15 protein-coding genes are annotated in these 14,355 nt (G+C 67.2%); 8 read left to right on the forward strand and 7 right to left on the reverse strand.

Annotation, left to right across the window (positions count from 1 at the left end):
- Positions 1-96: 96 nt before the first annotated feature.
- The 4 genes from ACFXKA_RS04350 to ACFXKA_RS04365 form a co-directional block, all read right to left on the reverse strand.
- A complete protein-coding gene (locus ACFXKA_RS04350; RefSeq protein WP_379426004.1) occupies positions 97-2,019 on the reverse strand; it encodes an ATP-binding cassette domain-containing protein in 1,923 nt (640 codons plus the stop codon).
- Between the two features lie 36 nt (positions 2,020-2,055).
- Positions 2,056-3,222: a type III polyketide synthase gene (locus ACFXKA_RS04355; protein WP_379426358.1), complete on the reverse strand. Its 1,167-nt coding sequence runs from the start codon at positions 3,220-3,222 to the stop codon at positions 2,056-2,058.
- A gap of 137 nt (positions 3,223-3,359) precedes the next feature.
- The gene (locus ACFXKA_RS04360; protein WP_379426005.1) at positions 3,360-4,844 is read right to left on the reverse strand and encodes a fatty acid desaturase; all 1,485 of its coding nucleotides are present in this window, start codon (positions 4,842-4,844) and stop codon (positions 3,360-3,362) included.
- A 274-nt stretch (positions 4,845-5,118) separates the two neighbouring features.
- Positions 5,119-5,949 carry an LppX_LprAFG lipoprotein gene (locus ACFXKA_RS04365; protein ID WP_354846185.1) on the reverse strand — a complete coding sequence of 277 codons (831 nt, stop codon included), beginning with the start codon at positions 5,947-5,949 and terminating at the stop codon, positions 5,119-5,121.
- Between the two features lie 65 nt (positions 5,950-6,014).
- Between ACFXKA_RS04365 and ACFXKA_RS04370 the strand changes: the two genes are divergently transcribed.
- Positions 6,015-6,248 (forward strand): hypothetical protein, encoded by a 234-nt coding sequence (locus ACFXKA_RS04370; protein WP_379426006.1) that lies wholly within the window; start codon positions 6,015-6,017, stop codon positions 6,246-6,248.
- 32 nt (positions 6,249-6,280) lie between these two features.
- Here the strand turns inward: ACFXKA_RS04370 and ACFXKA_RS04375 are convergent, their stop codons facing one another.
- Positions 6,281-6,982, reverse strand: a complete 702-nt coding sequence (locus ACFXKA_RS04375) for an alpha/beta fold hydrolase (RefSeq protein ID WP_379426007.1) — start codon at positions 6,980-6,982, stop codon at positions 6,281-6,283.
- Positions 6,983-7,109: 127 nt separating this feature from the next.
- Here ACFXKA_RS04375 and ACFXKA_RS04380 point away from each other — a divergent pair, with 127 nt between their 5' ends.
- A complete protein-coding gene (locus ACFXKA_RS04380) occupies positions 7,110-7,946 on the forward strand; it encodes a class I SAM-dependent methyltransferase (protein ID WP_379426009.1) in 837 nt (278 codons plus the stop codon).
- A gap of 6 nt (positions 7,947-7,952) precedes the next feature.
- Positions 7,953-8,567 (forward strand): TetR/AcrR family transcriptional regulator, encoded by a 615-nt coding sequence (locus ACFXKA_RS04385; RefSeq protein ID WP_379426010.1) that lies wholly within the window; start codon positions 7,953-7,955, stop codon positions 8,565-8,567.
- 275 nt (positions 8,568-8,842) lie between these two features.
- On the opposite strand, the gene ACFXKA_RS04390 is transcribed toward ACFXKA_RS04385, so the two are convergent.
- Positions 8,843-9,211 carry a DUF1844 domain-containing protein gene (locus tag ACFXKA_RS04390; protein ID WP_364619634.1) on the reverse strand — a complete coding sequence of 123 codons (369 nt, stop codon included), beginning with the start codon at positions 9,209-9,211 and terminating at the stop codon, positions 8,843-8,845.
- 330 nt (positions 9,212-9,541) lie between these two features.
- On the opposite strand from ACFXKA_RS04390, the gene infC reads away from it, so the two are divergent.
- The 4 genes from infC to ACFXKA_RS04410 all read left to right on the forward strand — a co-directional run bounded on the left by infC (position 9,542) and on the right by ACFXKA_RS04410 (position 11,816).
- Entirely contained in the window at positions 9,542-10,228 is a 687-nt protein-coding gene (gene infC / locus ACFXKA_RS04395) for a translation initiation factor IF-3 (RefSeq protein ID WP_354846243.1), read from the forward strand.
- A gap of 60 nt (positions 10,229-10,288) precedes the next feature.
- Positions 10,289-10,483 (forward strand): 50S ribosomal protein L35, encoded by a 195-nt coding sequence (gene rpmI, locus ACFXKA_RS04400; RefSeq protein WP_040856904.1) that lies wholly within the window; start codon positions 10,289-10,291, stop codon positions 10,481-10,483.
- A 117-nt stretch (positions 10,484-10,600) separates the two neighbouring features.
- On the forward strand, positions 10,601-10,981 hold the full coding sequence (gene rplT, locus ACFXKA_RS04405; protein WP_354846199.1) for a 50S ribosomal protein L20: 381 nt from the start codon (positions 10,601-10,603) through the stop codon (positions 10,979-10,981).
- A 10-nt stretch (positions 10,982-10,991) separates the two neighbouring features.
- Positions 10,992-11,816 (forward strand): TrmH family RNA methyltransferase, encoded by an 825-nt coding sequence (locus ACFXKA_RS04410; RefSeq protein ID WP_379426012.1) that lies wholly within the window; start codon positions 10,992-10,994, stop codon positions 11,814-11,816.
- 71 nt (positions 11,817-11,887) lie between these two features.
- Here the strand turns inward: ACFXKA_RS04410 and ACFXKA_RS04415 are convergent, their stop codons facing one another.
- Positions 11,888-12,463 carry a TetR/AcrR family transcriptional regulator gene (locus ACFXKA_RS04415; protein ID WP_379426014.1) on the reverse strand — a complete coding sequence of 192 codons (576 nt, stop codon included), beginning with the start codon at positions 12,461-12,463 and terminating at the stop codon, positions 11,888-11,890.
- A 99-nt stretch (positions 12,464-12,562) separates the two neighbouring features.
- On the opposite strand from ACFXKA_RS04415, the gene ACFXKA_RS04420 reads away from it, so the two are divergent.
- Complete coding sequence (locus ACFXKA_RS04420; RefSeq protein ID WP_379426016.1) at positions 12,563-14,017, forward strand: MFS transporter; 1,455 nt, start codon at positions 12,563-12,565, stop codon at positions 14,015-14,017.
- The last annotated feature ends 338 nt before the right edge of the window (positions 14,018-14,355 follow it).

Below are 14,355 nucleotides of genomic sequence, written 5' to 3' on the forward strand. Positions count from 1 at the left end.
ATTGCGTCACCGTCGCGGCCGAAGTGGAGATCGACGGCTGACCGTAGACGAAAAGGCCCCGCACCGGAATCGGTGCGGGGCCTTCGTATTTCGTGCCTACTCGGCGGCCGCCAGGGGCGGGGTGAGTTCCTTGACCTCGGCGATGCGGCCGAAGTCGAGTTTCACGATCTGGTCGGCGCAGTCGAAGTAGCGGTCGTCGTGGGTGATCACGATGACGGTCTTGCCGCGTTCCTTGAGCTTCACCAGGATTTCCCGGTAGAAGACGTCGCGGAACTTCGGCTCCTGGTCCGCGGCCCACTCGTCGAACATGTAGATCGGGCGATCCTCGAGCAGAGCGGTCAAGAGCGCCAGGCGCTTTCGCTGCCCCTGGGACAGCGCGATCGTCGACAGCCGGCCGTTCTCCACGGTGACCTTGTGGTCGATCTGGAGTTCCTTCAGGTACTTGCGGACCTCGTCGTCGACGCCTTCGTCGAAGCCCAGGTAGTCCTCGAACAGGTGGAAGTCGGTGAAGACCGCCGACGAGTTCTGCCGGAACCACTCGATGTTCTCGTGGTCGATCGCCTCGCCATTGAGCGACAGGTGGCCGTGCTGCGGGACGTACAGGCCCGTGATCAGTTTGGCCAGTGTCGATTTGCCGCTGCCGTTGCCGCCCACGATGAAGCTGATCTGACCGGGTGAGAAGGTCAGGTCCAGCGGTCCGAGGTGGAAGCCGGACCCGTCGGCCTGCGGCGGCGCCATGGGCGCGCCCATCGGGACGGGGTGGCCGCCGTGCTCGACGAACCGGTGGCCGTTGACATCCGGCCGGTCGGTGCCGCGCGGGCCGTGGCCGGGCGGCGGGCCGCCGGGCCGCCCACCCGGATGCGGGCCGGGGCGCCCGCCCACGGGCGCACCGGGTGCGCCCGGCCGCCCACCGCCGCCCGGGTGCGGCCGCGCACCGCCACCCGGGTGGGCTCCGGTGCCGGGCGGCGGACCACCCGGCACGGGCGGGAAGGCCGGCGGCGCCTCGCTCAGGTAGTTGTAGCTGACATCGTTGAGTTCCAGCCGCGCCGCCGTGGCGGCCGGACGCTCGGTGTACGGCAGCGTGGATTCGTCGTGCGCGGTCTGGATGGACAGATTCAGCGAGCGAATCTTGGCCAGCGCCACGTCACCGCGCAGCAGGTCGGGAATGCGGTGCATGAAGTTCTGCATGGGCATCGAGAGGAACGTGGTGACCAGGACGTAGCCGACCATGACGTTCTGCGGCAGGTCCAGGGCCCGCGCCAGGCCGAACAGGATCAGGGCCATGGTGCCCAGCTGCAGCAGCTGGCCGAAACCCTGGGCGAAGGTGAACTTCGAGCCGGCGTCGACGTTCTGCACCCGCAGCTTCTCGGCGGAGCCGAGCAGTTGCCGATCCATGAAGTCGCGCCGCCGCCCGCGGTGCAGCTTGAGCTCCTTGATGCCCAGCGACACCTCCTGGAAGGACCGCAGCAGGCCGTCCTCGCTCTCGCGGGCGGCCTGGTACAGGTGCCGCACCTTCTTGAGAACCGTTTCGACACAGGCGATTCCGAGCAGGGTACCCGCGACGGTGGTGGCGAAGATCGGGCCGGACACGATCGCGAGGAACACGAAGCAGCCGATGATGGTCGCCAGGTCGATGCAGATGCTCGGAATGGCCGTGACCGCCTGCGACAGTGACCGCACATCCTCGGTCAGGGTCGCGATGAGGCGGTGCTGACCGAGCCGCTCGAGGTGTTCGAGCGGCGCGGACACGATGCGGGCGCTCAGGTCCGCGCGCAGGCGGTAGATGGCCTCCTGCGCGAGCCGGATCAGCAGCACCTGCGAGATCACGCCGCTGATCAGGATGATCAGCGCGGTCGCGACGAACGCCTGGACCGTGACGCCCGGATGCGGTTCCGGTGACACCACTCCCCGAATCAATGTCACCAGGTAGGTATTGGCCGCACCGCAGACCAGACCGGAGGCGATGACGCCGGCGATCCGCATCCACGAGATGGAGATGAGGAATCTGATGAGTTGCATGGCTGCTGGGCTCTCTGGACGGAAACTATGCCCGGATCAGGGGCGGATGATGTCGAAGACGACACCCTCGAGGGTGACGCCGGGCGCGAACGAGAACGCCACCCCGGTCGAGATGGGCTGCGTGGCCTGCTGTGCGATCATCTGCTCGAGCACGAAGATCAGCGAGACGCTGAGCATGTTGCCGTACTCGGCGAGCACGTCCCAGCTGGTCGCCGCCTGCTCGGAGCCGAGGCCGAGCGAGCGCACGGACTCCTCGATGATCTTCGGGCCACCCGGGTGGATCGCCCACAGGTCGATGTCGGACTTGGTCATGCCATTGCGCGCCAGCACGCCGGTCACCACCGGGTCCACGCCGCGCAGAATGTACTGCGGCAGGTTCTCCGACAGCTCGCAGGTGATGCCATTGTCGTTGACGCCCAGGACGATTCCGTCCTCCGCGTCGTCGAACAGGTAGCTGAAGCTGTCGCGGATGACCACCGCGCCGGCCGGCAGCGGCTGGTGCGGCTGGCTGGCCCCGATGACCACCGCGCCGCAGCCGTCTCCGAAGAGGCTGTGGATGATGACATCGTTGATATTGTCGTCGAACACGGCGTTCACCGAGCTCAGTTCGATGCAGATGACCAGCGCCTTCTTGTCCGGGTGCGCCCGGACGTAGTCCACCGCGGCGCGCACCGAGTTCATGGCCGCGGCGCAGCCCATGAAGTTCACGATGACGCGGTTGACGGCGGGGGACAGGCCCAGCTGCTTGACCACGGCCACGTCCACGCCGGGTGCGATGAAGCCGGTGCTGGTCGCGAAGACCAGCATGCCGATCTCCGACGCCCGGTCCTCCAGGTGCGCGGTGGCGCGTCCGGCCACATCCACGGCCAGCGGCACCGCGTGCTCGTAGAAGGTGTTCATGCGGTCCCGGATGGTGCCGACTTCCTTGCTGTAGGACAGGAATTCGGGGTCGATCGGGTCGACCGCGAGGTGGCGGGTGGTGATGCGGGTCTTCTGGTAGATCCGCGGAATCCGGGCCTGCTGCACCGGATCACTGAACAGTCCGGCCACCTGGGCGGCGGCGTCGGCCTGCGAGAAGATCTGGTTCGGCGAACCGGTCGCGATGGATTCGATGACGCCGACGGTGGTCGGCGGGGTCGGCGGCAGCGGTGCGGGTGCGAAGCCTTCCCGGTGTAGGAAGGCCGAGCCGGGCTCGCCCCCCACGAGCCGGGTCGCCGCCGTCGAGGGGCGGGCGCCCCCTTCATCGATGGTGATTGACACGAAATTCTCCCCTCGTTTCGATATGACGACCCGCGGTGCGGCCGGCGCATGTACGGACGCACCGCGGTAGTGGAATCGGTTCAGACGGTTCCGATTCCGGTGAAGCCCTGAACCGTGTAGACGGCGCAGGTCTTCAGGGCAAGTGGTGAGAAGTGCTCCTTGACGAACCCCCACTTGCGCTCCACCGCGTCGTCGGACGGCGCGAGAATGTAGGTGCGGATCTGCTTGGGGAAGCGGTCGGTGAAGAAACTCTTGGCCGGCAGCCACTCCACCCCGAACTTCGCGGACTCCTCGCGCAGCACGTCCTCGGTCGCGATGTTCGCGAAACCACTGCGCTGGTAGGGCAGGACGTGATGCACACGGTGCGAGCTCAGGCCCGCGGACAGGAAGCAGTCGACGTAGCGGTTGCCGACCACCTTGAGGTCGTAGGCCTGCTCGATCTGGTTGACGCCCCAGTCCTCGGAGTTCGACTCGATCTCCTCGGTCTCCAGCTCGAAGTCGTGGCTGGCCACCACCAGGAAGGTGGAGATCCACAGCGTGATCACGAATTGCAGTGCCCAGGCCCAGAAGTCGCCCATCACGGTGAAGACGATCAGCTCACCCAGCAGCAGGAAGCGCACGCCGAAGGAACCGATGAAGTGCGGCAGCGCACCGCCCCAGGTGCCGTACATGTCCTTGATGCCCACCTTGCGGGTGAGGCGGCAGACGTCGAGCAGGCGGATGGTCATGCCGGTGATGGTGTGACCGAACTTGTGCAGGGTGTGGATCGGCACCCGGTACAGCCGTGGGACCCGCATCATCATGGTGAAGACGTTCTTCTTGATGTCGACTTCACTCTGGGTGTGCGGGTGGTGCAGCAGCGCGTGGCCGTCCGCGGTCACGAAAGCCAGTGCGACGTAATTGAAGTCGAAGGCATTCGTGTAGATCTTGTTCATGCCCTTCTGGGCGCGGTGGATGGCGTAGTGCCCGAAGCCGGCCAGCGAGCTGCGCAGCAGCACCATGGCGATCACGAACACCGGCAGCGGCATCCAGCTGCGCTCGAACAGCCGCAGGCCCTGCACCGCGAAGTACAGCACCGCCAGCGTGGCCACCACGATATTGAAGTAGGTGTCCATGCGCCGGATGCGGGCGGCCAGCTCGGGTTCCTTGAGCCGGGCCTTCACCTGGTGGAGCAGGTCGTCCTTGTTGTCGAAGGTGAACTTCGGGGTGTCGCGCCAGCTGTCGAAGCCCTCGTTGAAGAGGAAGGCGGGCGCGTTGGCCTTGGGGTGGATGTCCTCCGGCAGGGCGTCGCGATCCAGCGCGTACTTCTTCAGGATGCGGCCGATGGCCTCCGGATTCTTGTGGTACGAACCGACGATCGAGGTGATGTCGCGATTCTTGGTCCGGCCGATGAAGAACTCGCCGCCCGGATGCTTGGAAATCCAGTCGCTGAGGTCGTAGGCTTTGCCGTTGTAGACCCAGACATTCGATACCGGCGGTGGGCCGTCCATCGGGGGCCGGTGGAACTCCCCTTCGGGTTCCTGGCGTTCGATCGTCGCTTCGGCTTCCGGGCGTTCGATCGTCATTTCATCCCTCCACACGCAGGCACGACGTTTGAACTTTCGGACGAAATCGTCGCTGCCGCGCCTTGCATTTCACTGAACAATCTCTTAAGCGTGCAGCCGAGATAGCTGCGGACTAACCAGCTCGCGGGGCGAGCCGGAATTCGTTGTAGGCGATGGCACTTCGGGCGGTGTGCCGAAATGCGAAAGCCGGTCCGGGGAGGGCGGACGACAGGCGTTGCCGCCGTTGCTTTTTCCCCGAACCGGCTCCGAACTCACATGACAGGGATGTGCGCGATCAGCTGCCGGGCTTGGTGACGTGGACCGGCTTCGCCCAGTCGGACAGGGTAACCGTGACGGTGCCCGTGTCCTTGGTGACCACGGCGCGCACCAGGTTGGGACCGGTGCCCGGCGAGGCGGCCGTGGACGGCAGCGTGGTGCCGGCGCCGCTCGGCGGAGCGACGTCCTTGATGTACAGGGTGATGGGGAAGGTGCCGCCGTCCTTGCCGATCTGCGGCACGACCGGGTCGAACACCGAGGCGTCGATGGTGCCGCTCACCTTCACGGTGTCGACGCCGTCGATCTTCTCGCGGCTCTCGGCCTTCGCGTTCTTCACCTGCGCAATGACATTGGCGAGCCCCTTGTCCTTGTCCAGGAGGACGCCCGGATCATAGATCTTCTCGGCGGGGCCGACGGGGGAGTACTTGCTGCCGTCGCCGGTGTAGAGGGTCTTGTCGACGACCATGAACTTGGTGTCGGTGAAGTCGGCGTCCTGCTTGACCTTGACCTTGGCCTCACCGATGGCCTGACCCTGGCCCTGCGGCTGGTTGGTGACGTCGGCCTTGAGGCTCTCGACCGGGAGGGTCGGAAGGTTCTGGACATTCATGACCACATGCACCGACTGCAGGGTCTGGGTGGTCTTGGCGGATTCGGCGACGATCTGCGCGCCGTCGGGCAGCTGCGACGGCGGGGCCGCCTGCGAGGTGGAGGCCTTGCTGTCCGAGCTGGAGGACGAGGAGCAGCCCGACACCAGCGCGGCGGCCGCGGCGGCGGCGATCATGATCGGGAGGACGCTGCGCCGGACGCGGCGGCCAGCGGTGCGCTTGCCTTGGGACATCAGTTCATTCATGTACAACCCCCGAAGATTCCGTTCGATCTCGTTGTGAGGACAGCCTTGCCGCTGCCCGTCGTAGTATGCAGGACTTCGCCCGCGTCCGTGTCGAACGAGGCGATACTCCGGCATCCAACCAGCACCACCTGTGTGACGCCAAAGCTTTGGATCAGCTGGCCGCGCAGGCGATTGCCCTGCAACCCAGTATTTCCCACGTGGCGGCGAGCGTTAACAGCGTCGCTGAGCCGGCGGCAAGCCGTGCGACCGCTAATGTGGGCGCGGTTCTGTCGCTGGATATTAGCCGGATTGGTTCCTGAAATTTCGGCTGATCGTTGAAATTTCAGCGGAATCAGTGCTGTGCGGCCTCGTGGATCAGCTCGGCGAGTTCCTCCGGTTTCGACCACATCGGCCAGTGTCCGGTCGGCAGGTCCACGTACTCCGCGTCGATGTTCCGCAGCTCCCGGAACAGCGGCGGCTCCCCGGCGTCGCGGAGCTGCTGGACCAGCTCCGAGGGGAAGCTGCAGCAGATCACGGTGGTCGGAACCTTCAGTCGCGCAGCCGAATCGCCGAGCGTCACCGGGCGGCCCGCCACGCCGGCCGGGACCGGCACCGCCCGCTCCCGGAAGCGGGCCAGCATCGCCTCGTCCAATCCGGCCAGGCTGTTCCCCATGGCCTCCACCTCGGCCCAGGTGTCCGGCAGCGGAAACTCCGCCGCGTCCCCGAGGGCCGGGTTGAGCACGAACCCGTCCGGCATGGGTGCGCTGTCGGCGTACACGACGCGCGAAAACAGTTCCAGCGCTAGATCTGTCGCCATGTACGCGACCGCACCGGCGCCCGAATGGGCCACCAGCACATCGCCCTCGCGGCCGGCCGCGACGATCGCGTGCGCCTGTGTCTCCAGGGTTGCCGACAATCGCTCCGGATCCGCCGGATCCAGACCCGGCAGGGTCAGCGCCTCGACCTCGTCCCCGAGCGACCGCAACTGCCCGGCCACTTCCTCCCACGCCCATGCGCCCAGCCAGAAGCCGGGAACCAGCAGTATCCGTGCCATGTCCTGAGGATTGCACAGCCCACCGACAGTCGAAACCCCATGTCTCCTGGGGGCTCTTGACCCGAGCGACGGGTGAGGTGCATTATGAACGTACGTTCATGAACAAGCGTTCATATAGGAGTCGATCATGACCGAGATCGTCAATACCGCTCAGTCCGATGCCTGGAACGGCTACGAGGGCGAACACTGGGCGGGCAACCACGACCGCTACGACGCGGTGAACCACGGCTTCAACGAACCCCTGCTGACCGCCGCCCGCATCTCCGCCGGTGACCACGTCCTCGACATCGGTTGCGGCAACGGTCAATTGACCCGCGCCGCGGCCCGCCGCGCCGGCACGGGATCCGCCACCGGCATCGACCTCTCCGGTCCGATGCTCACCCGGGCCCGCACCCTCGCCGCGGCCGAGGTCGTCCCCAATGTCACCTTCGAACGAGGCGACGCTCAGGTATTCCCCTTTCCCGGCAACGCTTTCGACGCCGCGCTGAGCCGCTTCGGCATCATGTTCTTCGCGGACCCGGCGGCTGCCTTCGCCAATATCGCCCGCGCCCTGCGCCCCGGCGGCCGCCTCGCCTTCGTCACCATGCCGCCCATGCCCGGTACCGATCTCGGCGCCGTATTCGGCGCGGCCGCACAGCATCTCGCGGACTTCGAGATCACGCACACCCATGGCCCGCTCGCCGACCCCGACGCCATCCGAGACCTTCTGACCGCCGCCGGTTTCCGCGATGTCGACGTCGAATACCGTGAGGCCGAAGGTCTCTGGGGTCGTGACCTGGACGACGCCACCGACTTCATCATCGACTGGGGCCCGCTGCGCTACCACCGCTCGCTGTCCGGTTTCACCACCGATACCGCAGTCCGCGCAGCCATCTCGACCGCCCTGGCCCCCTTCGTCACCCCCGGCGGCGTCCGCCTCCGCAATGCGGCCTACCTGGTCACCGCGACCCGCCCGCTACCGTAACCACCCATGTCCCCGAGAAAGGCAGCGGCGCTGCGCGGCACCGACGACGACCGCAACCTGCGCGACCACCTCGTCACCACCGCCCAGCGCCTCCTCGCCGACCAGGGCGCACCCGGCCTCACCGTCCGCGCCATCGCCCGCGCCGCAGGCGTCGCCGACGGCGTCCTCTACAACCACTTCCCCGACAAGGACGCACTCCTGGCCGCAGCCCTCGGCGCCCACGTCGCCGCCGCCCACGCCGCCCTGGGCCCCCTACCGGCCCCCGGCACCGCCACCGTCCAGGAGAACCTGGCGCTGTACCTACACGCCGGCCTCACCCTGCACCGTGCGGTCCTCCCGGTTTTCGCCGGCCTGCTGTCCAGCCCGTCCGTCCTGACCCGCTTCGCCGAATCCGAAGCCCGCAACGATGATTGGCGCGAACTACTGGCCCGCTACCTCCGCGCCGAACGCGACCTGTCCCGCCTCGCCCCCGCCGCCGACACCGCCGCCGCAACCGCCATCCTCGTCGGCATCTGCCACGACGCAGTCCTCACCGCAATGCTGCCCGGCACCCCGCACGCCGAAGTCGAGGTAGACGCAGTAGTCGCGACGCTCCTCGCCGGAATTGCACCCCAGCTCTGAGGCATCCAGCTGCCGCCACGGTCTCGACAGCGCTCAGCCGATGCGACGCTATTGAACTGAAGGCTTTGCGCCATAGTCGATTCGGGGAACTCGGTCCGGCGTAGCGCGGCCCCACCAAAACGGCGATTGCGATTTCCACCTGGGTCGCGGTCGACGCAGGTTCTCGACCTCCGGTCGCAGGCTGTTCTCGACCTCCGGTCGCAGGCTGTTCTCGACCTCCGGTCGCAGGCTACTGAGCGGGGTGGATCGGCCGCGGAATCGGCCGAGCGGTTGGCTCAGTACACCGGGCCGGTGTACTTCTCGCCAGGGCCGGCGCCGGGGGCGTCGGGGTAGGCGGAGGATTCGCGGAAGGCGCGCTGGAGGGATTGGAGGCCTTCGCGGAGGGGGCCGGCGTGCGGGCCGAGGTATTCGACGGAGGCGGTGATCAGGCCGGCGAGGGCGGTGATGACGCGGCGGGCCTCGTCGAGGTCGAGGTGGGGGCTGGTGGCAGGATCGGCTTCGCCGAGGCCGAGCTTCTCGGCGGCGGAGCTCATCAGCATGACGGCGGCGCGGCTGATGACCTCGACGGCAGGGATGTCGGCCAGTTCGCGGACGACCTCGCCGTCGATGAGGGCCGATTCGTCGCTGGTGATTGCCTCGCTCATGCGGTAGAGCATCCCATCGTGCGGGTCGGCGCTGGTCGCGGGGGCGGTCGATTCGGAGCTCACGGCTATGAGTGTTAGACTCTTCCGCGACGACCGTCCCGGACTGGTTCCTGCAACCGACTCGGGGCATCAAGTGGAGCCCGACTCCCACCGTCGATCGGCCCTTCCGGTCAGATCAGGCGGTCCGGTCGCCCATCATTTGCTTGATGGGTTCTGCGCGTGGGTTTGTCCTGCGTGTGGTGCGATGCGAGCTGTTTGCGTCGCGGATCGGTCGACTCGGGCCCCGTGGTGGTGAAATACCAGCACGGGGCTTTTGTGTTGGAATTGGGGTTGCAGTTATTGCTTGCGGTCGTTGACGAACCGCTTGACCTAGGAGGCCCCATCAGCACTGAGACCCGCATCAACGATCGCATCCGCGTTCCCGAGGTCCGACTCATCGGACCGGGTGGCGAGCAGGTTGGGATCGTGCGTGTTGAAGATGCACTACGCGTCGCTCAGGAAGCTGACCTCGACCTGGTCGAGGTCGCGCCGGATGCACGCCCGCCGGTGTGCAAGATCATGGACTACGGCAAGTTCAAGTACGAGACCGCGCAGAAGGCGCGTGAGTCCCGGAAGAACCAGGTTCAGACCGTGATCAAGGAGCAGAAGCTCCGGCCGAAGATCGATGACCACGACTACGCCACCAAGCGCGGCCATGTGATGCGCTTCCTCGAGGCCGGGTCGAAGGTCAAGGTCACCATCATGTTCCGTGGTCGCGAGCAGTCGCGTCCGGAACTCGGCTTCCGGCTCTTGCAGCGACTGGCCGCCGACGTCGCCGACCTCGGTTTCGTCGAAACTTCGGCCAAGCAGGACGGCCGGAACATGACCATGGTCCTCGCGCCCCACAAGGGTGCGAAGACGCGGGTGAAGGCCCAGCAGTCTGCGGCCCAGGGCGGCACCGTCCCGGCCGAGACCCCGGCTCCGGCCCCGGCCGAGACCGCAGCCCCGGCTGCCGAACCGGCCACCCCGCAGCAGTAATAACGAGAAGCTCCGGTGGCGTGCTGACGCGCGCCTCCGGCACGACAGATTGAGGAATCCATGCCGAAGATGAAGAGCCACAGCGGCGCCTCGAAGCGATTCAAGGTGTCGGGCAGCGGCAAGCTGCTGCGTCAGCAGGCGAACCGTCGCCACCTGCTCGAGCACAAGCCGTCCACCCGGACTCGTCGTCTGGACGGCGTGGAGGTCGTCGCGAAGGCGGACGTCGCTCGCGTCAAGAAGCTGCTCGCCAAGTAATTCGGCTGAGCCAGCCGCTCGCGATCCGTTCGCGGAACGCATCACCGACCAACCTCGGGCGCACTGACCGGGTCACGCGAAAGACCCAGCGCCCCTTATTCGATCAAGGACTGACAAGTGGCACGCGTCAAAAGGGCCGTCAACGCTCAGAAGAAGCGCCGTTCCGTTCTCGAGGCCTCCAAGGGCTACCGTGGCCAGCGGTCGCGCCTGTACCGCAAGGCCAAGGAACAGCAGCTGCACTCGCTCACCTACGCCTACCGGGACCGCCGGGCGCGCAAGGGTGACTTCCGCCAGCTGTGGATCACTCGTATCAACGCCGCCGCGCGTCTGAACGACATGACCTACAACCGCTTCATGCAGGGCCTGAAGGCCGCCGGCATCGAGGTGGACCGCAAGATCCTGGCCGAGCTCGCGGTGAACGACGCCGAGGCGTTCGCCCAGCTGGTGGCTGCCGCCAAGGCCGCGCTGCCCGCCGACGTCAACGCCCCGGCCGCCTGATTCGGCCTGCGTGACGACGCAACACTCGAAACGACCCGCGGACGTGCTCTCCGAGCACAACCCGCGGGTCGTTTCTGCGGTCAAGCTCCATCGCGCGCCGGTGCGCCGCAAGACCGGCCTGTTCCTGGCCGAGGGCGCGAATTCGGTGGAGGCCGCGCTCGATACCGGGCGGATCGAGGAGCTGTTCTACTCCTCCAGGGCCGCCGAACGCGAGCACGAGCTGGTGGCCGGCGCCGCGGCGCAACGGGTGCGGACCACGCTGGTCAGTGACCGTGCCGCGGAGATGCTGGGGGAGACCGTGACGCCGCCCGGTCTGATCGCGGTGTGCCGCCAGGTGGATGTGCCGCTGTCGCAGATCATCGACGCGTCCCCGCGCATGCTGGCCGTCCCGGTCGAGATCGCCGACCCCGGCAATGCCGGAACCCTGATCCGGGTGGCCGACGCGGTCGGCGCGGATGGCGTGGTGCTGGCCGGTGATTCGGTGGATCCGCACAACGGCAAATGCGTGCGCGCCTGTGCCGGAAGCCTTTTCCACGTTCCCGTGGCCCGCTCCCGCGATATCGATGCCACCCTCGACGCCCTCGAGCACGCCGGGATCGCCGTGCTGGCGACCACCGCCAAAGGCGAGGTCGACCTGGACGACGCCGACGAGATCCTGCGCGGCCCGGTCGCCTGGCTGTTCGGCAACGAGGCGCACGGCCTGGACAAGGCCATCGCCGCCCGCGCCACCCACCGGGTCCGCATCCCCATTCACGGCCGCGCCGAAAGCCTGAATCTCGCTGCCGCGGCGGCAATTTGCCTCTATGCGAGCTCTCGGGTCCAGCACGCCCAGTGACGCCGGCCGAGTCCGACGCCATCGTCGAGGCCGACGCGGTGGCGGAACCCGGCGAGCCGGTCCGGATCTGATCAGCTGCCGTCCTCGCTGAGGTTGGCGAGGATCTCGGTGGCCCATGGCGGGGTGTCGGCGTCGTCGCTATCGGTGACCTGGAGCGCGGTCAGGTCGATGAGCAGCATGCCGGTGGCGAAGAAGCGGCGGACCTCGTAGGTCGTCGCGCCGGTGAGATCCTTGGCCAGGTTGTAGAGGCGTCCGAAGTGATCGCGGATGTTCTCGCCGATGGCCGGCTCGCTCGCCGCCGCGATGCCCTGCAGGAAGACCCTGGGCAGATCGCGGTCGGTGAGGAAATAGTCGCCGAAGTGGCTGCCGAGGGAATCGAGGCGGTCTTTGGGGGAGGCGTCCGGTGCGGCCTGGGTGGCCCCGGTGCGGAAGAGCTCCTCGATGCGCCGGCACACCTGGTCCAGCACTGCCAGGAACAGCTGCTGCTTGGTGCCGAACAGTCGGATCACATAGGGCTGCGAGACCCCCGCTCGGCGCGCGATATCGTCGGTTTTCGTTGCGGCGTAACCGGATTCAGCGAAGGCGGCGGTTGCCGCCGCGAGGACTTCCGCGCTGCGTTCGATCGCGGTCATCCGGGTCCTGGTCATGGCTGTCGTGCCTCCTCGTCGGCGATCCACTGTGCCATTGACATGTTATCAGTCAATGCATACTCTCTAGTTATCAGTCGATAACAACAAGGATTGGTCATGGCTGAAACACTCGAAACCTCGAACCTCACCGACAAGGTCGTCGATGCCGCCCGGCAGCGGCCGCTGGGTGCGATCCTGGCGGCGGTGGGCATCCCGATGTTCATGGTCACGCTGGACAATCTCGTGGTCACCAACGCGCTGCCGGTCATCCGGACCGAACTGCACGCGTCGCTCACCGACCTGCAGTGGTTCGTGAACGCCTACACGCTGTCCTTCGCCTCGCTGCTGCTCACCGCCGCCGCGCTCGGCGACCGGATCGGCCGCCGGCGGATGTTCGTCATGGGCATCGCGCTGTTCACGGCGGCCTCGGCGGCGTGCGCGCTGGCCACCGAGCCGTGGATGCTCATCGCCGCGCGCGCGGTACAGGGCTTCGGCGGGGCGGCGGTGATGCCGCTGTCGCTGACACTGCTGTCGGCGGCGGTGCCGGAGAAGATGCGCAGTGCGGCCATCGGCATCTGGGGCGGCATCTCCGGGCTCGGCGTGGCGCTCGGACCCGTGGTCGGCGGCGCGGTCGTCGACGGACTCAGCTGGCAGTGGATCTTCTGGATCAACGTTCCGATCGGCATCGTCGCCGTTCCGCTGGCCGCCCGCGTCCTGAACGAATCCTTCGGTGGCGCACGGAAATTGGATCCGGTCGGCCTGCTGCTCTCGGCGGGTGGCGTACTCGCGGTGGTCTGGGGCGTGATCCACGGCGCGGACGACGGATGGACCTCGGCCGAGGTGCTGACCGGACTGATCGGCGGCGCGGCGCTGCTGGCGGCGTTCGTGCTGTGGGAGAACCGCTCGGCCGATCCCATGCTGCCGCTGCGGCTGTTCCGGTCGCGCAGCTTCAGCGCGGTCAATACCGTGCTCTTCACCTTCTCCGTCGGCGTCTTCGGCTCGATCTTCCTGCTGGCCCAGTACTTCCAGGTGGTGCAGGGCTACACGCCGCTGCAGTCCGGTATCCGGACGCTGCCGTGGACCATGGCCCCGATGGTGGTGGCTCCGCTCGCCGGGCTGATCATCGATCGGGTGGGCGTGCGGCCGCTGATCGCCATCGGCCAGGTGTTCCTGTCGGCGGCGCTGCTGTGGATGGCGCTGATCACGACCGTCGACGTCTCCTACAGCTCCTTCGTCCTGCCCTTCGTGCTGGGCGGCATCGGCATGGGCCTGACCTTCGCGCCCACCGCCACCGCCGTCATGGCCAGCGCAGCCCCGGCCGATCAGGGCATGGCCTCCGGCACCAACAACACCATCCGTGAGGTGGGTGTCGCCATGGGTGTCGCGGTGCTGGCGTCGGTATTCGCCTCGCACGGCTCGTATCTGAGCCCGCAGGAATACGTGGATGGCCTCATCCCGGCGGTCAAGGTGGGCGCGGCCATCGTGGCGGTCGGTGCGCTGGTCGCATTGCTGCTGCCCAGTCGGCAGGCGATCGCCGAATCATCCACCGGTGCACCGGCTGCCGCTCACTGACCGGGCTGGTCTCCACGGAGGTGCCTCATGTACGAGACCCCGCTCCTGCTGTTCCCCGCGAATATTCATGCGGCAGTGGACGATATCCCCTTCGCTGGTCAGGGGGCCACACCGCTGTGGTTCCGCATCCCCGAACAACTGGTCTACATCGGCGTAGCGTTGTTCGCCACCCTCGGATCGGCGTCGACGATCCGATCCGCCCTTCGAACGGCGTCTCCGGCAACCGGTGCGCCAGGGTAACGCCGGCACGAACCGCGTTGTGTCCCTTCCGGACCGGTCCGGAAGGGAAACAAAACGGACAGTGAGACACCGCGCGGTGGGGCCGCAAGGGGGCGGGG

The sequence above is a fragment of the Nocardia sp. NPDC059228 genome, from assembly GCF_042754245.1.
Lineage (GTDB): Bacteria > Actinomycetota > Actinomycetes > Mycobacteriales > Mycobacteriaceae > Nocardia.